This is a genomic window from Rhizobium sp. CSW-27 (assembly GCF_018760785.1).
In the GTDB taxonomy this organism is placed as follows: Bacteria; Pseudomonadota; Alphaproteobacteria; order Rhizobiales; family Rhizobiaceae; genus Neorhizobium.
In genome coordinates, this window is sequence record NZ_JAHHZO010000006.1 from 81,543 (window position 1) to 103,037 (window position 21,495).

Annotated in this window: 24 protein-coding genes; 11 read left to right on the forward strand and 13 right to left on the reverse strand. The window is 63.7% G+C overall.

Going from position 1 to position 21,495, the window contains the following annotated elements:
* Positions 1-41: 41 nt before the first annotated feature.
* Positions 42-1,085, reverse strand: coding sequence for an L-glyceraldehyde 3-phosphate reductase (gene mgrA, locus KLP42_RS13410; protein ID WP_215567251.1), 1,044 nt, complete (start codon positions 1,083-1,085; stop codon positions 42-44).
* Between the two features lie 134 nt (positions 1,086-1,219).
* The gene (gene gnd, locus KLP42_RS13415) at positions 1,220-2,650 is read right to left on the reverse strand and encodes an NADP-dependent phosphogluconate dehydrogenase (protein WP_215567252.1); all 1,431 of its coding nucleotides are present in this window, start codon (positions 2,648-2,650) and stop codon (positions 1,220-1,222) included.
* Positions 2,651-2,851: 201 nt separating this feature from the next.
* On the opposite strand from gnd, the gene KLP42_RS13420 reads away from it, so the two are divergent.
* On the forward strand, positions 2,852-3,274 hold the full coding sequence (locus KLP42_RS13420; protein WP_215567253.1) for an SRPBCC family protein: 423 nt from the start codon (positions 2,852-2,854) through the stop codon (positions 3,272-3,274).
* A gap of 21 nt (positions 3,275-3,295) precedes the next feature.
* Here the strand turns inward: KLP42_RS13420 and KLP42_RS13425 are convergent, their stop codons facing one another.
* The 7 genes from KLP42_RS13425 to KLP42_RS13455 form a co-directional block, all read right to left on the reverse strand.
* Positions 3,296-4,231 (reverse strand): lipid A biosynthesis lauroyl acyltransferase, encoded by a 936-nt coding sequence (locus KLP42_RS13425; protein ID WP_215567254.1) that lies wholly within the window; start codon positions 4,229-4,231, stop codon positions 3,296-3,298.
* A 4-nt stretch (positions 4,232-4,235) separates the two neighbouring features.
* Entirely contained in the window at positions 4,236-5,264 is a 1,029-nt protein-coding gene (locus KLP42_RS13430; RefSeq protein WP_215567255.1) for a zinc-binding dehydrogenase, read from the reverse strand.
* Between the two features lie 66 nt (positions 5,265-5,330).
* Positions 5,331-6,620: a beta-ketoacyl-ACP synthase gene (locus KLP42_RS13435; RefSeq protein WP_215567256.1), complete on the reverse strand. Its 1,290-nt coding sequence runs from the start codon at positions 6,618-6,620 to the stop codon at positions 5,331-5,333.
* Positions 6,621-6,630: 10 nt separating this feature from the next.
* Entirely contained in the window at positions 6,631-7,836 is a 1,206-nt protein-coding gene (locus tag KLP42_RS13440; RefSeq protein WP_215567257.1) for a beta-ketoacyl-ACP synthase, read from the reverse strand.
* A gap of 39 nt (positions 7,837-7,875) precedes the next feature.
* Positions 7,876-8,349, reverse strand: a complete 474-nt coding sequence (locus KLP42_RS13445; RefSeq protein WP_215567258.1) for a 3-hydroxyacyl-ACP dehydratase FabZ family protein — start codon at positions 8,347-8,349, stop codon at positions 7,876-7,878.
* Between the two features lie 19 nt (positions 8,350-8,368).
* Positions 8,369-8,653, reverse strand: coding sequence for an acyl carrier protein (locus KLP42_RS13450; protein ID WP_215567259.1), 285 nt, complete (start codon positions 8,651-8,653; stop codon positions 8,369-8,371).
* Positions 8,654-8,788: 135 nt separating this feature from the next.
* Positions 8,789-9,748, reverse strand: coding sequence for a nucleoside hydrolase (locus KLP42_RS13455; protein ID WP_215567260.1), 960 nt, complete (start codon positions 9,746-9,748; stop codon positions 8,789-8,791).
* A 193-nt stretch (positions 9,749-9,941) separates the two neighbouring features.
* Between KLP42_RS13455 and KLP42_RS13460 the strand changes: the two genes are divergently transcribed.
* Positions 9,942-10,727 carry a TSUP family transporter gene (locus KLP42_RS13460; protein ID WP_215567261.1) on the forward strand — a complete coding sequence of 262 codons (786 nt, stop codon included), beginning with the start codon at positions 9,942-9,944 and terminating at the stop codon, positions 10,725-10,727.
* A 2-nt stretch (positions 10,728-10,729) separates the two neighbouring features.
* On the opposite strand, the gene cobU is transcribed toward KLP42_RS13460, so the two are convergent.
* Both cobU and KLP42_RS13470 read right to left on the reverse strand, forming a co-directional pair.
* Positions 10,730-11,257, reverse strand: a complete 528-nt coding sequence (gene cobU, locus KLP42_RS13465) for a bifunctional adenosylcobinamide kinase/adenosylcobinamide-phosphate guanylyltransferase (RefSeq protein WP_215567262.1) — start codon at positions 11,255-11,257, stop codon at positions 10,730-10,732.
* A complete protein-coding gene (locus KLP42_RS13470; protein ID WP_215567263.1) occupies positions 11,254-11,436 on the reverse strand; it encodes a hypothetical protein in 183 nt (60 codons plus the stop codon). Before KLP42_RS13470 ends, cobU begins: the two co-directional genes overlap by 4 nt.
* Before the next feature lie 246 nt (positions 11,437-11,682).
* Here KLP42_RS13470 and KLP42_RS13475 point away from each other — a divergent pair, with 246 nt between their 5' ends.
* From KLP42_RS13475 to KLP42_RS13500, 6 genes are all read left to right on the forward strand, one after another.
* Positions 11,683-11,826, forward strand: coding sequence for a hypothetical protein (locus KLP42_RS13475; RefSeq protein ID WP_215567264.1), 144 nt, complete (start codon positions 11,683-11,685; stop codon positions 11,824-11,826).
* 632 nt (positions 11,827-12,458) lie between these two features.
* Complete coding sequence (locus tag KLP42_RS13480; RefSeq protein WP_215567265.1) at positions 12,459-13,457, forward strand: ABC transporter substrate-binding protein; 999 nt, start codon at positions 12,459-12,461, stop codon at positions 13,455-13,457.
* 145 nt (positions 13,458-13,602) lie between these two features.
* Positions 13,603-14,511 (forward strand): ABC transporter permease, encoded by a 909-nt coding sequence (locus KLP42_RS13485; protein WP_215567456.1) that lies wholly within the window; start codon positions 13,603-13,605, stop codon positions 14,509-14,511.
* Positions 14,504-15,559: a quaternary amine ABC transporter ATP-binding protein gene (locus KLP42_RS13490; RefSeq protein WP_215567266.1), complete on the forward strand. Its 1,056-nt coding sequence runs from the start codon at positions 14,504-14,506 to the stop codon at positions 15,557-15,559. The genes KLP42_RS13485 and KLP42_RS13490 overlap by 8 nt, the downstream gene beginning before the upstream one ends.
* A 91-nt stretch (positions 15,560-15,650) precedes the next feature.
* Positions 15,651-16,658, forward strand: a complete 1,008-nt coding sequence (bmt, locus tag KLP42_RS13495) for a betaine--homocysteine S-methyltransferase (protein ID WP_215567267.1) — start codon at positions 15,651-15,653, stop codon at positions 16,656-16,658.
* A 12-nt stretch (positions 16,659-16,670) separates the two neighbouring features.
* On the forward strand, positions 16,671-17,021 hold the full coding sequence (locus tag KLP42_RS13500) for a hypothetical protein (protein WP_215567268.1): 351 nt from the start codon (positions 16,671-16,673) through the stop codon (positions 17,019-17,021).
* A gap of 171 nt (positions 17,022-17,192) precedes the next feature.
* On the opposite strand, the gene KLP42_RS13505 is transcribed toward KLP42_RS13500, so the two are convergent.
* Complete coding sequence (locus KLP42_RS13505; protein ID WP_215567269.1) at positions 17,193-18,761, reverse strand: trimethylamine methyltransferase family protein; 1,569 nt, start codon at positions 18,759-18,761, stop codon at positions 17,193-17,195.
* A 259-nt stretch (positions 18,762-19,020) separates the two neighbouring features.
* Between KLP42_RS13505 and KLP42_RS13510 the strand changes: the two genes are divergently transcribed.
* Positions 19,021-19,719 carry a cobalamin B12-binding domain-containing protein gene (locus KLP42_RS13510; protein WP_215567270.1) on the forward strand — a complete coding sequence of 233 codons (699 nt, stop codon included), beginning with the start codon at positions 19,021-19,023 and terminating at the stop codon, positions 19,717-19,719.
* A 49-nt stretch (positions 19,720-19,768) separates the two neighbouring features.
* On the opposite strand, the gene KLP42_RS13515 is transcribed toward KLP42_RS13510, so the two are convergent.
* Positions 19,769-19,927: an entericidin domain-containing protein gene (locus KLP42_RS13515; RefSeq protein ID WP_215567271.1), complete on the reverse strand. Its 159-nt coding sequence runs from the start codon at positions 19,925-19,927 to the stop codon at positions 19,769-19,771.
* 128 nt (positions 19,928-20,055) lie between these two features.
* On the opposite strand from KLP42_RS13515, the gene KLP42_RS13520 reads away from it, so the two are divergent.
* Positions 20,056-20,583 (forward strand): DUF1638 domain-containing protein, encoded by a 528-nt coding sequence (locus tag KLP42_RS13520; protein ID WP_215567457.1) that lies wholly within the window; start codon positions 20,056-20,058, stop codon positions 20,581-20,583.
* Between the two features lie 56 nt (positions 20,584-20,639).
* Complete coding sequence (locus KLP42_RS13525; RefSeq protein ID WP_215567272.1) at positions 20,640-21,416, forward strand: formyl transferase; 777 nt, start codon at positions 20,640-20,642, stop codon at positions 21,414-21,416.
* The last annotated feature ends 79 nt before the right edge of the window (positions 21,417-21,495 follow it).

The following is a 21,495-nucleotide window of genomic DNA, read 5'->3' on the forward strand; positions in this document are numbered from 1 at the left end:
CACACGGCCGGGCCTGAAGGATCTGGCGGAAACCGGAACCCTTAGCGGGACGGGCCTTCCCGCTCTGCCGAGGCAGCCCAGAGATTGATGTCGGCATCCTTGGCGAAGACCTCGATCTCGGCCAGTTCTTCCGCCGTGAAGTCCGGCTTTTCCAGTGCCGCCACGCAGTCGATCACCTGCTCCGGACGGCTGGCACCGATCAGAGCGGAAGTCACGCGCCCGCCACGCAGCACCCAGGCAATCGCCATCTGCGCCAGCGTCTGGCCGCGCCTTTCGGCAATCGCGTTGAGGCCGCGCAGGTTGTTCACATTGCGCTCGTTGAGGAAGGCGGGACGCAGCGACTTGCCCTGCGCCGCGCGGCTATCCTCCGGAATGCCGCCGAGATATTTCGACGTCAGCATGCCCTGGGCGAGCGGCGAAAAGACGATCGAACCGATGCCAAGATCGTCCAGCGTATCGAGGAGACCGTCCTCTTCCACCCAGCGGTTGATGATCGAATAGCTCGGCTGGTGGATGAGGCAGGGCGTGCCGAGGTCCTTCAGGATCGCAGCCGCTTCCCGCGTGCGCTTCGAATTGTAGGAGGAAATGCCGACATAAAGCGCGCGGCCGGAGCGGACGATGTGATCGAGCGCACCGCAGGTTTCCTCCAGCGGCGTATCCGGGTCGAAGCGGTGCGAATAGAAGATGTCGACATAATCGAGACCCATGCGCTTCAGGCTCTGGTCGCAGGAGGCGATCAGGTACTTGCGGCTGCCCCATTCGCCGTAGGGACCCGGCCACATGTTGTAGCCCGCCTTGGACGAAATGATCAGCTCGTCGCGGTAACCGGCGAAATCGGTCTTCAGGATCTCGCCGAAAGCGGTTTCCGCGCTGCCCGGCAGCGGGCCGTAATTGTTGGCAAGGTCGAAATGCGTGATGCCGAGGTCAAAGGCGGTGCGGCAGATGTCACGCTTGCGCTGGTGCGGCGTGTCATCGCCGAAATTGTGCCACAGGCCAAGCGAAAGCGCCGGCAGCTTCAAGCCGGAGCGGCCGCAGCGGTTGTACTTCATGCGGGAATAACGGTCTTCGGAAGGCGTCCAGGCCATGATTGTGTCTCCTCCATCCAATGTCTGGGCAGGTCTCGTCCCGAAGGCGGGACGGAAGGCCGCGCGCGTGGGAACGTGCACACGGCAGATGCGGGGATGCAGGGCGTGCCAGCGCCCTGACCCGATTTGCTGTATCAGGCGTTGAGGCCGCTGCCCCAGGGGCCGTGATGCTTGTCGATGCCATCGACGCGGTCAAACCCATGCGCGCCGAAGAAATCGCGCTGCGCCTGGATGAGGTTGGCCGTGCCGCGCGACCGGCGATAGCTGTCGAAATAGGCAAGAGCCGAGGCAAGCGCCGGAACCGGAAGCCCGGCCATGACGGCGGTCGAGACGACGCGACGCAGCGACGAGTCCGTGTCCTTGACCAGTTGCGCGAAGGCCGGTGTCACGATGAGGTTTGCAACGTCCGGCTCCTTGGTGAAGGCGGAGGTGATCTCGTCGAGGAACTGCGAGCGAATGATGCAGCCGGCACGCCAGATCTTCGCGATCGTCGGCATCGGCAGGTTCCAGCCATATTCCTTGGAGGCTGCCGCCATCACGGCGAAGCCCTGCGCATAGGCACCGATCTTGGCGGCGAGCAGCGCGTTTTCGAGATCATGCAGGAAAGAGACGCCATCGGTGGCCGGGAAGGCAACGGTGTCCGGCAGGCCGAGGATCTTTTCGGCTTCGATGCGTTCCGCCTTCTGCGAGGAGAGGATACGGCCGGCAACTGCGGCCTCGATGCCGGTTGCGGCAACGCCCAGATTCTGCGCCTCGATGACCGACCACTTGCCGGTGCCCTTCTGGCCGGCGGCGTCAAGAATGACGTCGACCATCGGCTTGCCGGTGACCGGATCGGTGGCAGCGAGCACCTTTTCGGTGATTTCGATCAGGTAGGAGTTGAGGCGGCCTTCGTTCCACCGGCCGAAGACCTGGGAAATCTCGGCGGCCGACAGCTTCAGCCCGTCGCGCAGGATGCCGTAGATTTCGGCGATCATCTGCATGTCGGCATATTCGATGCCGTTGTGAATGGTCTTGACGAAATGACCGGCGCCATCATTGCCGAGCCAGGCAACGCAGGGGTCGCCGTTGAACTTGGCGGAGATGGAGGTCAAAACCTTCTCGACGCGCTTCCAGCTCTCTTCCGTGCCGCCGACCATGATCGACGGACCATGGCGGGCACCCTCTTCGCCGCCGGACACACCCATGCCGATGAAGGTGAGCGGGCTGTCCTTCAGCGCCTCGAAGCGGCGCATCGTGTCGCGGAAATTGGCATTGCCGGCATCGATCATGATGTCGCCGGCGGAAAGATACGGCTTCAGCAGTTCCATCTGCTGGTCCACCGGATCACCGGCCTTGATCATGATGATGATCGGACGCGGCGGGCGGATGGCGGCGGTGAATTCCTCCAGCGTCTCGCAGGGAATGATCTGGCCCTGCAGGCTGCCGGCCTCGGCGAAGAATTTTCGTGTTGCCTCGGGGCTGCGGTTGAAGACGGCGATCTTGTTGCCTTTTTCCGCGATGTTGAGAGCCAGGTTGGAACCCATAACGCCAAGGCCGATAAGGCCGATTTCTGCCTGTTCCACGGGAATGCCTCCAATACGGTTGGGTGGCTGTTTTGGCACTCTAACTGACGAACGGCAAGGTCAGGCCGCATCGAAACGGTTTAAAATTTGCCGGAAAGGGACAAGTTTACGCAAGCAGGCCATCCGGCATCAGGCACCGGGCTTGCCTTTGGCGCCCCTTGCGCCATAAAGAACATTGCAGGAACAGGATGGAGGTTCCCCATGCCCCCGATGACGGCGACCATCGTGCATCTGTCGATCGATCGCGACTGGCGTGCGGTCTATGATTTCGCCCGCAGGCCGGAAAACATGGCGCACTGGGCATCCGGCCTCGGCGCCGGCCTCGCCCGCCACGGCGAGGACTGGCTGGCCGATGGCGGGCCGCTCGGCCAGGTGCGGGTGACATTCACGCCAGCCAATGATCTTGGCGTGATCGACCACGTCGTCCACATGCCATCCGGCCTCAAGGTGCACAACGCCTTCCGAATCGTGCCGAACGGCGACGGCGCGGAGGCGATCTTCATGGTAACGCGCCTGCCCGACCAGACGAGCGAACAGTTCGAGCAGGACGCGGCGCATGTGCTGCGGGATCTGTCAATGCTGAAGGCGATCATGGAACAGGAGGGTATGGACGCCGAGGACTGAGCCTGCTCCAAAAGCGATGCGTCAGCCCTTCAGGCTGCGCTTGATGTTCCAGCGGTCGTGATACCAGAGCCACTGTTCCGGATGCTCGCGCACCCAGCTTTCCACCTTGTCGTTGAGCAGCTGCGCCGTGGCCTGCACGTCGACCGCGCCCTTTTCATTGCGTGGTATGTCGATCTTCGGCTCGATTTCCAGCCGGTAGCGGTTGTTCGGCAGGCGGATGCAACGGGCCGGATAGACCTCGCAGTCGAACTGGCGCACCAGCTTGGCCAGCAGCGGATTGGTCTGCACCGGCCGGCCAAAGAACTGCGTATGCAGCCCCTTCTGGAACTTCTGATCAACGAGGACGCCGATGCCTTTGCCCGCTTCCAGCTGGCGCGCCAGCGCAAAGGAGGAGCCGGCATGCGAGGGCACCAGCTTGCCCATGCGCGCCGCGCGGAAGGAAAACACCTTTTCCGCGATATAAGGATTGTTGGGCGGGCGGAACATCACCGTGACGTTCAGGCCGAAGGCATTGCCGGCCACCGGCAAAAGCTCGAAATTGCCGGTATGGGCTGTAAAGACGATGAAGGGCCGCGGATTGTCGCGCAGATCGAGGAAGATCGGAATGCCGTCCACCTCGATGCGGCCGGGCTGCGTCGCATGCGGATCGAAATCGAAGAGACGGTCGAGGAATACATATTCCGCCGCCAGCCGCCCCATATGGCCCCACGAGGCAACCGCAATCGCCTCGCGCTCCGCCTCCGTCTTGTCCGGATAGGCATTGGCGAGGTTGACCAGCATCAGCCGATGGCGCGGCGTGCGCGGCCCGATCTGGCGCACCAGCCAGTCGATGAAGCGGATGGCCGGATCGGCCGGCAGCAGTTTCAGCAGATTGAGAAAGCCGAACACTGCCTGCGCCACCAGCCATTGCTGGAAGTGACGCAGAGCCAGGACGATCCGCGTGATCAGCATCTTCAAGGGATCAGTCCATCCTCAGAACGATCTTGCCGAAGATCTGGCGGCCTTCCATGCGCGCAAGCGCCTTGTCGATCTCGCCGAAGGTGACTTCCGTATCGATGACCGGATGCACGATGCCGCGCGCCATCTTCTGCATGGCGTTCGCCATGTTTTCCATGCGGCAGCCGAAGGAGCCGAGCAGCTTCAGCTGCTGCTGGAACAGCATCATCAGGTTGATTTCGGTCGAGACGCCCGACGTGGAGCCGCAGGTGACAAGACGGCCACCGCGCTTCAGGCAGAGCATCGAACCCGCCCAGGTATCCTTGCCGACATGTTCGAAGACGACGTCGACGCCCTTCTTCTTGGTCAGCTTGCGCACCACGCCCTCGAAACGGTCGGTGCGGTAGTTGATGACGTGATCGGCGCCGAGCGCCTTGGCCTTCTCGATCTTATCGTCGGAACCGACGGTGGTGATGACCGTGCAGCCCATCTTCTTGGCAAGCTGGATCGCCGCCGTGCCGATGCCGGAGCCGCCGGCATGCACAAGGATCGTCTCGCCGGGTTCGAGCTTGGCATTGTCGAACAGCATGTGTTCGACGGTGCCGAAGGTGACCGGTGCCAGCGCTGCCGCAACCGCATCGACGCCGGGCGGTGCCGGAACGAGCTGGCGGGCCGGGATATTGATCTTTTCCTGGGCAAACCCGTCGAGGTGGAAACCGTGCACGCCGGCCACGTGTTCGCACAGGTTGTCGCGTCCCTCGCGGCAGGGCTTGCAGAGGCCGCAGGTGCGCGCGCCATAGACCGAGACGAGTTGGCCGGGCAGAACGTTCGACACGCCGGGGCCGATCGCTTCGACCACGCCGGAGGCTTCCGCACCGATTGTCAGAGGCATCTTGCGCTTGGCAAAGGCCATGCCGCGCCAGCCCCAGACATCGATGTGGTTGAGTGCCACCGCCTTGACCCGGAGCGTCACCTCGCCCGGTGCCGGCGCTTCCGGCTCCGGAATGTCGGTCGCTTCAAGACGGCGGTCATCGATCAGTTGCAAGGCGCGCATAAGTCTTTCCCTTCGCCCGGAGGCGTCAAAGAGTGTTTGGGCATGATAGCCGAATGGGGACGGCTTTTAGGCCGGCTCCGCCGTCATGACAAGGCTGGCATTCTGCCCGCCGAAACCGAAGGAGTTCGACAGAACCGCCGTCACCTGCTGATCCCGCTTCTTGTTCGGCACGACATCCAGAACGATCGCCGGATCCGGATTGACGTGGTTGATCGTCGGCGGCAGCGTGCCCGTCAGCATGGTCTGGATCGAGAACACCGCTTCGACCGCACCGGCCGCCGTCAGCGTATGGCCGATCATCGACTTGTTGGACGAGCATGGAATGCCATCCTTCAGACGGTCGCCGAAGACGGCCAGCATCGCGCCATATTCCATCTTGTCGTTTTCCGGCGTCGAGGTGCCGTGGGCATTGATGTAGCCGATGCCGCTTTCGTCCATGCCGGCATCTTCCAGCGCGGCACGGATCGTCGCGATCGCGGGACCGCCATCCGGCGAGGAGCGCGTGCGGTGGAAATGGTCGGCCTTTTCGCCGCAGCCCTTCAGGATGCCGAGCACCCTGGCGCCGCGGGCAACGGCCGATTCCAGCGATTCCAGCACGAGTGTCGCCGCCCCTTCTGCAATCACGAAGCCGTCGCGATCCTTGCTGAAGGGTTTCGAGGCCTTTTCGGGCGGGTCGTTCTGCGTGGAAAGCGCCGAGAGAAGCGAGAATCGGATCAGCGCTTCGGCGCTGACCGAACCGTCGGTTGCTACCGTCAGCGCCCGGTCGGTGCGGCCCTGTCGGATCGCCTCGACGCCCAACTGGATGGCAGTGGCGCCGGAGGCACAGGCGGTCGACAGCGTCACCGGCAGGCCGCGCGTGCCGAAATGATCGGAGAGGCGCTCGGAGATCGAGCCGAACTGCACGGCTTCGAGGAAGACAGGGTCGGGACGTTCGCGCATTGCGGTCAGGAAGCGGTCATAGGCATCCGCTTCGCCGGACGGCGGCGGGGCTCGGTCGGCAAGCTCGAAACGCGCGCTCCATTCCGGCTCGACCGGCGGGGCAGCCAGAAACAGCGGACCGGCGAAATCGCCGGAGAGGCCAGCCTGCGCCAGGGCCTCGATGGTGGTTTCGCGTGCCATGGCGAAGGAACGCTCCACCGAATTCGGATAGGGCACATCGATGAAATCCACCGTGCCGCAGATGCGGGTCGACAGCCCTTCCGTCGGGAAGCGGGTGATCTTGTGAATGCCCGAAGTGCCGGAGGTCAGGGCCGCCCAGTTGTCGGCGAGCCCCTGTCCGAGCGAGGTGATGACGCCCATGCCGGTGACGGCGACGATCGGACGGCCGAGATGGTCTTTGAAAGCAGCATTGCTCATGATGTCGTCCTCAGCCGTTCTTCGAAAGCACGGCAAGCCCTTCGCCGCGCAGGTAACCGACAGTGGTCACCACGGCATGGGTCGCACCGCCGTTCATCGGCTTTTCATGATCCGCATCGAACACCGGCACCTTGGCGCCGTGGTCCAGCGACAGGGCGGCGAGCGCAAGCCCCAGCGGGAACTGCGCCTCCATGGCGTGCCCGGTCATGCCGCCATAGCCGCGGATCGTGGCACCCGGAAATTCGGCTTCGAGGGCGGCGCGCTCGCGTGCGGCGAGATCGACAAGGCCGCTCGATCCTGAAAAGACGACGAGATCGCCGGGGGTGGCATCGGCGGCAAGCCCGCTCATGCGGCCGAGACGCTTCTCGAGGCCCCGGTCGTCGCGGCTGCCGCGATCGCCTTCGATGGCATCCATGACCGCATAGATATGCGCACCACGGGCTTCCGCATGCGTGCGGCTTTCCATGACGAGGAAGGCACCGACGGAACCCATGATCATGCCGCCGCCATTTTCTATGGCACGCGACCAGAGCGGATGCCAGTCGCCCGTTGCATGGGCACGGATGCCCTCGACGAGCAGCAGGATATCCGCGCGCTCGGCGACGAAGGCGCCCCCAACCAGCGAATGGCTGGACTGGCCGGCCTTGATGCGGTGATAGGCGGTTTCGACGGCGGAAATACCGGCCGCCTCCTCGCCCATGAAGGTGCGCGAGGAACCGGTGACCTTGTGGACGATGGAAATATTGCCGGCGAGCAGGTTGGAAAGCTGCGCCAGGAACAGCGTCGGACGCAGCTCCGTCGTCAGCTTCTCGTTCAGCAGCATTTCGCGGTCATTGCGCTTCAGCGCCTCGTCGACGATCAGCGTATCGACCTTGATGTCGCGCTCGCCGCCACCGGCTGCCACGATCATGTCCATCGTGCCGCAGGCTTCCGCATTGTCCTTGAGGCCCGCATCATCGAGCGCGAGACCTGCGGCAAACACGCCGAGACGCTGCCAGTTTTCCATCTGGCGCTGGTCGCCACGCTTGGCGATCTGCTGCGACCAGTCGATCTCCGGCATGGGATGCACGGGATAGGGCCTGAAGCGGTCCGTCTCCACCGGCGGACGCGTGGAGGCGCCGCCGGTCAGAAGCGCGACATGCGGCTCCTTGCCGACGCCCTGGCACGTCACGATGCCAAGACCGGTGATCACGACATCCTTGTCTGAACTGCTCATTTCGAGATCATCCTTCTCACCCGCCGTTCAACGGCCCCTTCAGGCGCGGACGGCAAGTGCATCCAAAAGCCCGACTTCGCCGGCTCGCTTGCGCACGATATCCGCCAGCGGAACCTGATCGAAGGGCATGGTACGCAGCTTCAACTGCGCATCGCACACCTTCTTGCCTGCCGACGAGATCTTTGCCTTCGTCACCGCATAGCCCGATCCCTCATGCTCCAGAAACGCCTCGATGTCGAGAACCGCATCGGGCTCGACGAAGGTGCGCATCTTGGCGCCATCGACGGACATCAGGAACGGCATGGCGGCAAAATTCGTCGCAGCCAGCACCAGAAAGCCGCTGGCCTGCGCCATGGTCTCGATGAGGAGAACGCCGGGAACCAGCGGCATGCCGGGAAAATGGCCTTCGAAGACCGGGCTTTTCGACGGCACGACAGAGCGCGCCGTCAGCGTTTTGGCTTCAAGATCGACCGCTTCAACGCGATCGATCATCTGAAAATATTCAAGAAGCATTCGCTTCGCAGCCGGCTTTTCAGCCCTTGGCCGCCCTCAGCTCATCGATCTTGGCGCAAAGGTTCTTCAGCACGAAATATTCCTCGGTCGAGACCTTGCCTTCGTTGACTTCCTGCGTCCACTGCTCGAGCGGGATCTTGATGCCGAATTCCTTGTCGATCGCGAAGACGATATCGAGGAAGTCCAGGCTGTCGATGCCGAGGTCATCGATGGTGTGGCTTTCCGGGGTGATGGTGTCGCGGTCGATTTCGCTCGTTTCGGCGATAATATCGGCAACTTTGTCGAAGGTGGCGGTCACGCTCATATCCTCTGAAGTCTGGTCGTTTGATGTTCCACATAGGGAAAACCGGCTTCGATGCCAATGGCCTGCGAAGCCGGGAATGGAATTTTGCACCTGAACTGTTGCGCAAACAGCATCTGGCGGGAATGCAACGTCCGGTCAGGCCGCCTTGCCGTCAACAAGCGCGGCCCGGATGGTGGCAAGAACCCCGTCCGGATTGACATCGGTGGTGATCAACTGGCTCGGATGCCCGTCCCAGGGGCCGGGCGGGAAGCCGCGGCCATCCGGCTTCTGGATCGTCTGGCCGTCGGCGATGCCACCGCAGACCACGCGGATCGGGCCGCTGCGGGTCTCGAAAAGGTCGGGCCGAACCAGATAGACGCAGGCGCAGCTGTCATGCACCACCATGCCGTCGCCGACACGCGTCTTGTAGAAATCGATGTAGAGCTGCGAGATGTCGGAAAGCAGCCTGAGATCGGCGCGGCCGCCGGCCACCATCTCGGCCAGGAAGCCGCTGGTCATCACGGTCTGCATGGTCACGTCGAGACCGACGACCACCACCCGCCAGGGGGCGGTGAAGACGAGGTCGGCGGCTTCCGGGTCGCCATGGATATTGGCTTCGGCGGCCGGAGAGACATTGCCGTTGATGTCGAAGGCGCCGCCCATGATGATGACCTGCTTCACGAGCGCCGCGACATCCGGATCATGCTGCAGCACCAGCGCCAGATTGGTCATGCGGCCGACGGCGATCAGCGTCACCTCGCCCGGATGCGCGCGCACGGTATCGATGATGAACTGGTAGGCGGGACGCGGATCGGCCGTGCGCGACACCGCCTCCGGCACCGGCACATCGCCGATACCGTTGTGGCCGTGAATGGCCGTCGGCCAGTAGCTGCCGCCGCGCGCGGGATCGAAGGTCTGGCCGGCCCCTTGCGCGACGGGTGCCGGAATGTCCCACACCTCGCCAAGGTAAAGCGCATTGCGGGTGGTCAGCTCGATCGGCGCATTGCCAAATACCGTCGTCACGCCGACCAGATCGATCTCCGGATGCCGGTGGAGAAACAGCAGCGCCATGGCATCGTCAATGCCGGGATCGGTGTCGAATATGACCTTGTGCATCAGAAGCATCCTGCGGGTTTCGAAGCGGCGCACCATAGCGCCGACTTGGGCAGACGCAAGACCACCCCCTCCTTTCCCGGCAGGAGACCCACGCATAGACGCCTTGCCTCGCGCCAGCGACAGTGCCACAAGGCGCGCGCAATTCCGCACGCTTCTCCGCCCCCGCCCCGTCATCTGCCAGCGAGCCCCCCCCTTGCACGATCTTGCCCCGCACATCATCACGCTGCTGTTTCTCGCCGCCATCCTTGCCGGCTTCATCGATTCGATCGCCGGTGGCGGCGGCCTGATCACCATCCCGGCTCTGCTGCTTGCCGGCATCCCGCCGCTCGAATCGCTGGCAACCAACAAGGTGCAGGGACCCTTCGGCGCTGCCTCCGCCACCATCGCCTATGCGCGGCGTGGCCATGTGAACCTCAGAGAGCAGCTGCCGATGGCGGCCATCGCCTTTGCCGGCGGCGGCGCGGGTGCGCTGATCGCCTCGCATGTGCCCGGCCGCTTTCTCGGCGCCGCCATTCCCTTCCTGCTGGTCGGCATCGCGCTGTTCTTTGCCCTGAAGCCGAACCTCTCCGACGAGGACCGCAGCCGGCGGATGACGGCCTCGGTGTTTGCGGTCACCGCCGTGGCGGCGGTTGCGCTCTATGACGGCATCTTCGGCCCCGGCGCCGGCTCCTTCTACATGCTGAGCTTCGTGCTTCTGGCCGGTTTCGGCCTTTTGAAGGCAACGGCGCACACCAAGCTCCTGAACCTCGGCTCGAACCTCGGTTCGCTCTGCGTGTTTGCGGTGAACGGCGCAATCTTCTGGAAGCTCGGCCTGCTCATGGGGGTCGGCCAGCTGATCGGCGCCCAGATCGGATCGCGGCTCGCCATGCGCGGCGGCGCGAAACTGATCAAGCCGCTGCTGGTCATTTCCTGCATCGCCATGGCGACGAAGCTTCTCTCCGACCCCGCCCATCCGATCCGGATCTGGCTGGGGATCTGAGCCTATCCCTTCATCTTGAGAGGCAGGCCGGCGGCGATGAAGAACACCTCGTCGGCCACGGCCGCCACCGCCTGGTGCAGGCGGCCGGCATGATCGCGGAAGGCGCGCGCCATGCGGTTGTCCGGCACGATGCCGAGCCCCACCTCGTTGGAGACGAAGATGACGGGGCCGGCAAGCTTCCGCAGGCTCTCCGCCAGGGCTGCGCCTTCACGATCCACCTCCGCTTCCGCCATCATCAGATTGGTCACCCACAGTGTCAGGCAATCGACGAGAACGATGCGTTCCGGCCGTGCGACCTGCTGCAGCGCCGACAGGAGAAGCAGGGGCACCTCATGCGTCACCCAGCCGTCTCCGCGATCGGCGCGATGCTGGGCAATGCGGGCATGCATCTCCTCATCGAAGGCCTGCGACGTCGCGATATAATGGCGCTCGAGTCCGCCTGCCCTCGCCAGGTCTTCGGAAAAGCGCGACTTGCCCGAGCGGGCGCCGCCCAGCACCAGAGTGATCTTGCCGGTCCGGGTCGATTTCATGCGTGCACCTGCGCGATGGGAAAGACGGGGGCGGAGCTGGCCTGCCGGGGTCTCGAACCATGAAAAGCGGCGAATTCGTAGATCAAGAGGTCGCCGCCCGGCTGATCATGGTTCATCCCGACAGGCCCTGACCAGTTGTGCCGGTTTGCCCCCGCACCATGCGACAGCGTCTCCAGCATCCGGCCCCGATCCCGGGAGGGATCTTTGGTCGGCCCGCCCGATCGTGTATCCGCAGGACACATCGACCGTCTCCGGCAAGGTGCGTGAAGCCGCTGTCGCTGTCAACCGTGTCGCAATTTCGTCGCATGGCCTGTTTGCGACACCGAATGCCGCGCTGCGGCTTTGCCAGAAGCGGGACAAGGGCGTAGTGCGGGCGCCGTCAACAAGAGGCGCCGGCAGGAACCGGTGCCATCCGAGGAAATGCCATGCTTTACGTGTTCAGGAGCGGCGATCGCCTGTCCATCGCCTGGGGGTCCCGCGCCCCGCAGCAGACAACCGAAAACCGCCTCAGCCAGCTCGACACGCGCCGTCGCTGGTTCGGCTTCATCCGCACCGGCAATGCGGGTTGATACGCATATCCTCGGGGAAGGAGGCAGGCGGGCGGTCCGCAAAAAGGCACGCCGATTCGGGTCCCCTGCGGTCAGATCGGCTCCGGTACGCACTACCCATCCGGAGCCTTATGGCCTTGCCACGCCCGACTGATAGCCGCTGAAGTGTTACCGAGCGGTTAGCTTCGGCGATTTTTTTTCGTCTGCTTCGTTTTTTTTGCACTCCCCTCCGCTCGGCGGCGAAGACGCTAATCGAACAGGCTTTGTCAAACTTCGGGCATGACAATTTCGCCCCGCCCGTTCCTTGCCTGTCGCGCTTTGCAGCGCTTGCGCAGTTTGCGTGCAGAAGCCTGTTTTTCAGCACATCCTGGCGTTGAGACGACAGATCACGTTAGAGATACCTAAAGAACGAAAGCCTGCCAAAGGTTGATTTTCCAGCGGGAAACCGTAGGCTTCATCAACTGTCACAACTAACGCGTAGTTTCGGCAAACGCCGGAATCGCGGGCAGGACTGGGAACCGAGGCCGGAGCGAACCGGCCCTGTCTCTTGCCGCCCGTTCGACATCGTCGACGGCGGATATGTCGCGAGTAACGCACGTCCGGTGTGCTCGAATGTGAAGCAATCAGGGTTAAGACTGGGAGGTCTTATGACGATGAACAAACTTCTCGCTTCCGCCGCCATCGTGGCAGGTCTCTATGCCATGGCGGGCTCGGCCCAGGCCGCAGACTGCGGCGATGTCTCGATCGCCGAAATGAACTGGGCATCCGCGGGCGTTGCCGCGCATGTCGACAAGCTGATCCTGGAAAAGGGCTATGGCTGCAACGTGACGCTGGTCACGGGCGATACCATGCCGACCTTCACCTCGATGAACGAGAAGGGCCAGCCGGACGTTGCGCCGGAGCTGTGGGTCAATGCTGTGCGCACCGCACTCGATCAGGCGATTTCCGAGGGACGGCTGATCCAGGCCGCGCCGCTGCTGTCCGACGGCGGCGTCGAAGGCTGGTGGATTCCGAAATTCCTCGCCGACGCCCATCCGGACATCAAGACGGTGCAGGACGCCCTGAAGCATCCGGAACTGTTTCCCGCCCCGGAAGATCCGTCCAAGGGAGCGGTGACGAATTGCCCCGCCGGGTGGAACTGCCAGGTCTCGACGGCCAATCTCTACCGGGCGCTCGGCGCCAAGAAGCTCGGCTTCGACCTCGTCGATACCGGCTCGGCGGCCGGCCTCGACGGCTCGATCGCCAATGCCTTCGAAAACAAGAAGGGCTGGCTCGGCTATTACTGGGCTCCCACCGCCATTCTCGGCAAATACGACATGGTTCGCCTGTCCTTCGGCGTGCCGCATGACAAGGCAGAATGGGACAAGTGCACGGCCATCCCCGACTGTGCCGATCCCAAGGTCAATTCCTACCCGGTTTCGGACGTCTTCACCGTGGTCACCAAGGACTTCGCCCAGAAGGCCGGCATTGCCATGAGCTACATGAAGACGCGCCAGTGGGACAACCAGACGGTCGGCAAGGTGCTGGCCTGGATGGATTCCAACCAGGGCACCAACGAGGATGGCGCGCGCCACTTCCTCAAGACCTATCCGGACATGTGGACCAAATGGGTCGCTCCGGACGTGGCGGAAAAGATCAAGGCCGCCCTCTGATGCCATCGCCCGCGACCCTGCCCTCCCCGGCGCAGGGTCGCGAGCCTGCTCCGCAGGGCCTTGATGATCCTGCGGCAGGCGTCGACCTGATCGCCGTGACCGCCAACACCGGCACCGCGACGACAAGAACAACAAGGGGAAAATGATGGCGATCTGTTCCATCCTGCCGGATGTCCTGTGCAGCTTTCCGGCGGTCAGCGACAGCTACATCCGCATGGCGCGCAAGACGATCGATGACGGCTTTCGCGGCCTGGTGCGACAGTATTCGCACCTGATCGACGCAGTGGTGCAGCCGCTGCAAACCTTCCTGAACTTCCTCGAAAGGCTGTTCGTCAATTCGCCATGGATCCTGGTTCTGGCGGCGATGCTGGCGATCGTCTATCTCGCCAGCCGCAGCAGGGGCATCACGCTCGGCACGGCCGTCGGCATGGTGCTGATCGGCGTCGTCGGGCTCTGGGAGGATACGATGGTGACGCTTGCCATCGTCACGGTGTCCACCCTCATCGCGATCGTCATCGGCCTGCCGATCGGCATTGTCATGGCGCGTTCGGACCGGGTCCAGTCGGCCATCAACCCGGTGCTCGACGTGATGCAGACGCTGCCGAGCTTCGTCTACCTGATCCCGGTGGTGGTGATCTTCGGCATCGGCAAGGTGCCGGGCCTGATTGCGGTGGTGATCTATGCCGTGCCGCCGATGATCCGGCTGACCAATCTCGGCATCCGCCTCGTCGACCGCGACGTGCTGGAGGCGGCCGATGCCTTCGGCTCCTCGCCGGGACAGAAACTCTGGAACGTGCAGATGCCGCTGGCGCTGCCCACCATCATGGCCGGCATCAACCAGACGATCATGATGTCGCTCGCCATGGTCGTCGTGGCCTCGATGGTCGGCGTCGGCGGGCTCGGCAAGAACACGCTGCAGGCGATCAACAACCAGTTCTTCACCTTCGGCTTCCTGAACGGCTTTGCGCTGGTGGCCATCGCCATCATCTTCGACCGCGCCAGCCAGGCCTTCGGCAAGCGGCTGCAGAAGCACACGGAGGTGATCCATGGCTAGTCACGGCATCGAGATCCGCGGCCTTTACAAGATCTTCGGCCCGAACGGAAAGGCGCATGTCGAGGCGGTGAAAAGCGGGGTGTCCAAGGCCGAGCTGAACGAGCGCCATGCACATGTGCTCGGTCTGAAGGACATCAACATCGCCATGCCCGGCGGCTGCATCACCGTCGTGATGGGTCTGTCCGGCTCCGGCAAGTCGACACTGATCCGCCACATCAACCGGCTGATCGAGCCGACCACCGGCGAGGTGATCTATGACGGCAAGGACATCTGCCGCATGTCGCCGTCGGATCTCCGGGAATTCCGGCGGCACAAGACGGCGATGGTATTCCAGAAATTTGCCCTGCTGCCGCATCGCACCGTGATGGAAAACACCGTCTACGGCCTCGACATCCAGGGCGTGCCGCGCAGCGAAAGCACGAGGAAGGGGCAGCAGTGGATCGAACGCGTCGGTCTCGCCGGCTTCGAGAAGCACTATCCGAACCAGTTGTCGGGCGGCATGCAGCAGCGTGTAGGCCTCGCCCGTGCGCTGACCAATGATGCCGACATCCTGTTGATGGACGAGGCCTATTCGGCGCTCGACCCGCTGATCCGGGTCGACATGCAGACGGTGCTGCTGGAGCTGCAGGCAGAACTGAAGAAGACCGTCGTCTTCATCACCCACGACCTGGACGAGGCGCTGAGGCTCGGTGACAAGATCGCCATCCTGCGCGACGGTGAAGTAATCCAGCAGGGCAGCGGCCAGGAAATCGTGCTGCGCCCGGCCGACGATTACATCGCCTCCTTCGTCAAGGAGGTGAATCGCGGCCGCGTCATTCAGGTTCAGACGGTGATGACACCGGCGACCGGGGCGCCGGGCGGCTTCTCGCTACCGAGCGGCACGACACTGGAAACGGCGGCGAAACAGATGACGGCAGCGGGCGTGAGCGTGGCGCAGATCGTCGGACGCGATGGTAACCCGATCGGCCAGCTTGACCTGACGACGCTGATTTCGGCCATGGTCACCCCGGTCGGCCATGAGGAGACGGCGTCGATCGCCGCCGAATGACGGGCGGCCCAGCAAGGCTGGCGCAAGGCCGCTCGGCAAAGAGATGGGAGGACCGCCGCACGGGCCGGCGGCCGCGGAGGAAGGCGTTGACATGAACAATCCGCTGCAGGAGCTGCTGGCTCAGAAGGGCGTGCTGCTGGCTGATGGCGCCACCGGCACCAGCCTGTTTGCCATGGGGCTGGAGGCCGGCGAGGCTCCGGAACTGTGGAACGAAAGCCATCCCGAACGCATCGAGAAGCTGCATCAGGATTTCGTCGATGCCGGCGCCGACATCATCCTTACCAACTCCTTCGGCGGCACCCGCCACAGGCTGAAGCTGCATCATGCCCAGGACCGCGTCTTCGACCTGAACCGGCGCGCTGCGGCGATTGCCCGCAGCGTTGCCGACCGCGCGCCGCGCCGCGTGATCGTTGCCGGCTCCGTCGGCCCGACCGGCGAACTGCTCATTCCGCTCGGCGCGCTGTCCTACGAGGATGCGGTCGCTGCCTTCCGCGAGCAGATCGAGGGGCTGAAGGCCGGCGGCGCGGAGATTGCCTGGATCGAAACCATGTCGGCCGCCGATGAAATCCGGGCAGCGGCCGAGGCCGCCGTCGCCGTCGGCCTGCCCTTCGTCTATACCGCCTCCTTCGATACGGCAGGCCGCACCATGATGGGGCTTTCGCCGCGCGACCTGCCGGACGTGGCAAGCACCGTGGGCGATGGCCCCCTCGCCATCGGTGCCAATTGCGGCGTCGGCGCGTCCGACATCCTGGCAAGCCTGCTCGACATGACCGAGGCGGCGCCAAACACCACCATCGTCGTCAAGGGCAATTGCGGCATTCCGGAATTTCGCGGCACGGAGATCCACTATTCGGGCACGCCGCCGCTGATGGCGGATTACGCGCGGCTGGCGCGCGACGCCGGCGCCCGCATCATCGGCGGCTGCTGCGGCACCTCCTGCGGGCATCTTGCCGCCATGCGCGCAGCCCTTGACGGGCATACACCCGGCCCCCGCCCCACCATCGAAACGATCGTGGAACGGATCGGCCCCTTGCGCAACAAGACCGCCAGCGAGACCGGCGGCGAAGCGGGGCGCGAACGGCGCCGCCGCAGGACCTGACGTGAGACGAGCATGAGCACAGCATCCACCGTGGCAACCCGTGAAACCGTCGCCGAGGCTCTGGGCGGCATGGCCGGCGACAACCAGTCCTGGCTGCAGCTGATGATGGAAAACCCGCTGAGCGACGACGCACTGCTGGACGGGCTGCATCTTTACCTGCACCGCGCCTCCGAAGGCCGCTTCCTCAACACCCTGAAGCTGCAGAAATGCGGTGAATGGCTGGGGAATACGGCTCCCGGCCGGCTGCAGATCCGCCTGATGGAAGCGGCACGCTCCAGCCAGCACCCGGCCTTTCTCGCCTTCCGCGAGGGCCTGTCTCGCTCCGGCGGCATGGCGCGTGCCTATCCGAAGGCCCGCGTCTGAGGCAGTTCGCGATTGACGCTGCCGCGTGATCCGTCGGGCAAAGGCCTCTGCCCTTCCCCGACGGCTCTTCATGGCTGCGTGTCAGCGGCCGTGAGGCCGCCAGATTTCCTTCTGGATGGTATCGGCCACCTGGGCGGCCCCGCCTTGCTCCCTGGCGGCATCGGGCTCCCTTCAAGTGAAGGCGTCGGGCATGCTTTCCTTGCGCTTGGCGATGAAGGCCAGCAGCGCCTCATCGATGGCAGGATCGAGCGGCGGCGCCTCGTAGGCCTCCAGCCAGACGCGGCACATGCTGTTGGCGCGCTCCTCGATCCGCTTTGCGCCCTCGATTTCCCACTGCTCGAAGGAATTGTTGTCGGAGAGCGCCGACCGATAGAAGGCCGTCTGGAAATTTGCCTGCGTATGGGCGCAGCCGAGATAATGCGCGCCAGGGCCCACCTCGCGGATCGCCGCCAGTGCCTGCCCCTCCGTCGACAGGTCCACGCCCTCCGCCATCTTCTGCAGCATGCCGAGCTGGTCCTGGTCGATCATGAACTTCTCATAGGAAGAGACCAGACCGCCTTCCAGCCAGCCTGCCGCATGCAGCACGAAATTGGTGCCGGCCAGCAGCGTGGTGTTGAGCGTATTGGCGCTTTCAAAGGCGGCCTGCGCATCCGGCACCTTGGAGCCGCACAGTGCGCCGCCGGTACGGAAGGGAAGCCCCATGCGCCGGGCAAGCTGCGCCGCGCCATAGGAAACCAGCGAGGGTTCGGGAGTGCCGAAGGTCGGCGCGCCGGATTGCATGGAGATCGAGGCCGCAAACGTGCCGAACAGCACCGGCGCGCCGGGACGGATCAGCTGCGTGAAAGCAGCCCCCGCCAGCACCTCGGCGAGAATCTGCGTCAGCGTGCCCGCCACCGTCACCGGGCTCATCGCGCCGGAGAGGATGAAGGGGGAGAGAACGCAGGCCTGGTTGTGGCGGGCATAGACCTTGGCCGCGCCGAGCATGGTCTGGTCGAACACCATCGGCGAATTGACGTTGATGAGGTTCAAAAGCACGGTATTGTTCTCGACGAAGTCGTCGCCGAACAGGATCTTGCACATGGCGACAGAATCCGCCGCCCGCTCCGGTGCGGTGACCGAGCCCATGAACGGCTTGTCGGAATATTTGATGTGGCTGTAGACCATGTCGAAATGCCGTTTGTTGACGGCGATGTCGACCGGCTCGCAGACGGTGCCGCCCGAATGGTGCATCGAGGGCGCCATATAGGCCAGCTTCACGAAATTGCGGAAATCCTCGATCGTCGCATAGCGGCGGTTGCCGTCGAGATCGCGCACGAAGGGCGGGCCGTAGACGGGCGCGAAGATGGTCGCCTTGCCGCCGATCTGCACGCTGCGGGCAGGATTGCGGGCGTGCTGGGTGAAGACAGAGGGCGCCGTCTTGAGCAGTTCGCGGCAGAGACCCTTCGGAAAATGCACCCGCTGGCCGCGCACATCCGCACCGGCCGCGCGCCAGAGCGCCAGCGCTTCCTCGTCATCGCGAAATTCGATGCCGATCTCTTCCATGATGGTGTCGGCATTGGCCTCGATCAGCGAAAGCCCCTCCTCGTCCAGCACCTCGTAGACGCCGATGCGGCGCATGATGAAGGGCATGGAGGGGGAAGGGCCGCTGCCGCCGCGTGCCGCGCGCCGTGCGGCCGATCCGCGTTCGCCGCGCCCCCGACGTCCGCCCTGGCCCTCCTCGGTCTGATTGCTTGCGTCCATGCTGGTTCCTCCTCACAGGCTTCCTCGGGATCGACGATAGTGCCATGGTAGGCGAGTGTCCGGCAAACAAAGGTCCATCTGCGGCACCGTATGGTTGAGAACGGACATCAACCGTTCCAATTGCGTCGCGAATGATGGGGGCGCCGTCGCATTCACGCTGAAAAATCGACACAACATGCAGTTACACTGCTGTTATGGGCAGTCTGGAGGAGTCTCTGCCCATTGCCTGCATCGCGATCTCCAACCCGTGGAGCTACCCATGTCCGATGATGAGATCATTCTGTCCGAACTGTCCGACGAAGAGCTTGTGCAGCAGATGCACGACGATCTCTATGACGGGCTGAAGGAGGAGATCGAGGAAGCCACGCATATTCTTCTCGACCGCGGCTGGACGCCCTACGACATCCTGACAAAGGCCCTGGTCGAGGGCATGCGGATCGTCGGCATCGATTTTCGCGACGGCATTCTGTTCGTGCCGGAGGTTCTGCTGTCCGCCAATGCCATGAAGGCCGGCATGACGATCCTCAGGCCGCTTCTCGTCGAAACCGGCGCGCCGAAGCTCGGCAAGATGGTGATCGGCACCGTCAAGGGCGATATTCACGACATCGGCAAGAACCTGGTCGGCATGATGATGGAAGGCGCCGGCTTCGATGTGGTCGATCTCGGCATCAACAATCCGGTCGAGAACTATCTCGATGCGCTCGAACGCGAAAAGCCCGACATTCTTGGCATGTCGGCGCTTCTGACCACCACCATGCCCTACATGAAGGTCGTGATCGACACGCTGAAGGAAAAGGGAATTCGCGACGACTATATCGTCATGGTCGGGGGCGCGCCGCTGAACGAGGAATTCGGCAAGGCGATCGGCGCGGATGCCTATTGCCGCGATGCGGCGGTGGCGGTGGAAACCGCCAAGGACTTCATTCGCCGCAAGCATAACCAGCTCGCGGCCGGCTGACAGGAAAGCCGGCCGACTGGCCGGCCTTCCCTGCCGCTTCCGGCAACGATCAGTTGGCGGCCCGCTCGACGCGGCGGCCGGCATCCTGCGTGGCATTCACGGTATTGGCGGTATCCTGGCCCATGCCGCGGATGGTATTGCCGCAGGACGAGAGCGAAAGCGCGGTGGCGAAGAGGGCGGCGATTACGGTGAAGGTCTTGGCCGTCATAGGTGTCAACTCCAGTGAATTGGGACAGGATCGTGTCGGAAACAGCATTTCCGCCTGTGCAACGTTCCAGAGGCAAAAAGGTTCACGTGATTGCGTGCGGAGCGATCGCGCGTGAAATTCTGGCCGTGATGCAGCAGCAGGGGCTGGAGCACATCGACCTGCACTGCCTGCCTGCCATCTGGCATGCCTTTCCGCAGAAGATCGTGCCGGGCCTGAGACAGGCCGTGGCGGAGGCACGGGCAGCCGGTTTCGAGGAAATCTTCTTTGCTTATGCCGATTGCGGCACCGGCGGCGAGATCGACCGGCTGTGCGAAAGCGAGGGCATCCGGCGCATCGAGGGCCCGCACTGCTATTCGTTTTTCTCCGGCAACGACCGGTTTGCGGCCCGCGCCGAGGAGGACCTGACCTGCTTCTTTCTCACCGATTTCCTCGCGCGCCAGTTCGATGCCTTCGTCATCGAGCCGCTCGGGCTCGACCGCCATCCCGAGCTTCGCGACATGTATTTCGGCAATTACAGCAAGCTTGTCTACCTCGCACAGGAAGAGGATGAAGCACTGCAGGCAAAGGCAAGGGCGGCTGCAGAACGTCTCGGCCTCGCCTACGAGTATCGCTTCACGGGATTTGGCGATCTTATAAAAGCTATGGCTTTCACTTAACTTTTTTTTCCAAAGCGACGCCTATATGTTCCGCCGATCAAGACGAGCGGGACACCATGCCGGACACACGCAACGCGAAAGTAATCCTGATGACCTCCGGGGGCCTGATCCCGCAGATCATGATCAATGCTCTTGCCCGGCAGTTTCCCAATCTTCAGGTCATCCAGGAAAACTACGAGACGAAGCGCGAGATCTTTCGTCGCCGCGCCCGAAGGCTGGGGCGTCTGACGGCGCTCGGACAGCTGGCGACGATGAGCCTGTCGCGGCTCGGCAAGAATTTCGCCATGCGCCGCATGGAGGAGATCCTTGATGAATACAAGCTCTGGGCCGGGGAGAACCGGAGCGTGCCGGTGACGCGGGTGGCGACACTGAACAGCAAGGACACCCAGGCGCTGCTACAGAAGATGCAGCCGGATGTCGTCTTCCTGATCTCCTGCCGCCCGCTGTCGCGCGGCCTGCTGGCCTCGATCCGCTGCCCGCTGCTGAACTTCCATGCCGGCATCAACCCCGCCTATCGCGGCCAGATGGGCGGCTACTGGTCGCGGGTGGAGCGCGACGAGGAGAATTTCGGTGCCACGGTGCATCTGGTCGATATCGGCATCGATACCGGCGACACCCTCTACGAGGTGCGGGTGACGCCGTCGCGCCACGACACGATCGCGACCTATCCCCTGCTGCTGACGGCGGCCGGCACCGGCATTGCGATCAAGGCCATAGAGGATGCGCTCAACGGCACGATGCAGCCGCGTCGACCCACCGGACGCTCCGTCCTTCGATTTCCGCCGCCCGTCTGGACATATCTCTATCACGGCCTGACGCGGGGCATCTGGTAGGCTTGTTGCGGCGGATTTCGCCCGTTTGCGCCACCGGGCGTCGCGGCGAGCGCAGTCCGGCCGCATCGGCACATGCATT

What these genes read in the sequence shown, in the direction of transcription:
- mgrA (WP_215567251.1), bottom strand. Translation starts at nt 1,085, where the DNA reads ATGGCCTGGACGCCTTCCGAAGACCGTTATTCCCGCATGAAGTACAAC.
- KLP42_RS13420 (WP_215567253.1), top strand. Translation starts at nt 2,852, where the DNA reads ATGCCCCCGATGACGGCGACCATCGTGCATCTGTCGATCGATCGCGAC.
- KLP42_RS13430 (WP_215567255.1), bottom strand. Translation starts at nt 5,264, where the DNA reads ATGCGCGCCTTGCAACTGATCGATGACCGCCGTCTTGAAGCGACCGAC.
- KLP42_RS13435 (WP_215567256.1), bottom strand. Translation starts at nt 6,620, where the DNA reads ATGAGCAATGCTGCTTTCAAAGACCATCTCGGCCGTCCGATCGTCGCC.
- KLP42_RS13440 (WP_215567257.1), bottom strand. Translation starts at nt 7,836, where the DNA reads ATGAGCAGTTCAGACAAGGATGTCGTGATCACCGGTCTTGGCATCGTG.
- KLP42_RS13445 (WP_215567258.1), bottom strand. Translation starts at nt 8,349, where the DNA reads ATGCTTCTTGAATATTTTCAGATGATCGATCGCGTTGAAGCGGTCGAT.
- KLP42_RS13450 (WP_215567259.1), bottom strand. Translation starts at nt 8,653, where the DNA reads ATGAGCGTGACCGCCACCTTCGACAAAGTTGCCGATATTATCGCCGAA.
- KLP42_RS13455 (WP_215567260.1), bottom strand. Translation starts at nt 9,748, where the DNA reads ATGCACAAGGTCATATTCGACACCGATCCCGGCATTGACGATGCCATG.
- cobU (WP_215567262.1), bottom strand. Translation starts at nt 11,257, where the DNA reads ATGAAATCGACCCGGACCGGCAAGATCACTCTGGTGCTGGGCGGCGCC.
- KLP42_RS13470 (WP_215567263.1), bottom strand. Translation starts at nt 11,436, where the DNA reads ATGCTGGAGACGCTGTCGCATGGTGCGGGGGCAAACCGGCACAACTGG.
- KLP42_RS13475 (WP_215567264.1), top strand. Translation starts at nt 11,683, where the DNA reads ATGCTTTACGTGTTCAGGAGCGGCGATCGCCTGTCCATCGCCTGGGGG.
- KLP42_RS13480 (WP_215567265.1), top strand. Translation starts at nt 12,459, where the DNA reads ATGAACAAACTTCTCGCTTCCGCCGCCATCGTGGCAGGTCTCTATGCC.
- KLP42_RS13485 (WP_215567456.1), top strand. Translation starts at nt 13,603, where the DNA reads ATGGCGATCTGTTCCATCCTGCCGGATGTCCTGTGCAGCTTTCCGGCG.
- KLP42_RS13490 (WP_215567266.1), top strand. Translation starts at nt 14,504, where the DNA reads ATGGCTAGTCACGGCATCGAGATCCGCGGCCTTTACAAGATCTTCGGC.
- bmt (WP_215567267.1), top strand. Translation starts at nt 15,651, where the DNA reads ATGAACAATCCGCTGCAGGAGCTGCTGGCTCAGAAGGGCGTGCTGCTG.
- KLP42_RS13500 (WP_215567268.1), top strand. Translation starts at nt 16,671, where the DNA reads ATGAGCACAGCATCCACCGTGGCAACCCGTGAAACCGTCGCCGAGGCT.
- KLP42_RS13505 (WP_215567269.1), bottom strand. Translation starts at nt 18,761, where the DNA reads ATGGACGCAAGCAATCAGACCGAGGAGGGCCAGGGCGGACGTCGGGGG.
- KLP42_RS13510 (WP_215567270.1), top strand. Translation starts at nt 19,021, where the DNA reads ATGTCCGATGATGAGATCATTCTGTCCGAACTGTCCGACGAAGAGCTT.
- KLP42_RS13515 (WP_215567271.1), bottom strand. Translation starts at nt 19,927, where the DNA reads ATGACGGCCAAGACCTTCACCGTAATCGCCGCCCTCTTCGCCACCGCG.
- KLP42_RS13520 (WP_215567457.1), top strand. Translation starts at nt 20,056, where the DNA reads ATGCAGCAGCAGGGGCTGGAGCACATCGACCTGCACTGCCTGCCTGCC.
- KLP42_RS13525 (WP_215567272.1), top strand. Translation starts at nt 20,640, where the DNA reads ATGCCGGACACACGCAACGCGAAAGTAATCCTGATGACCTCCGGGGGC.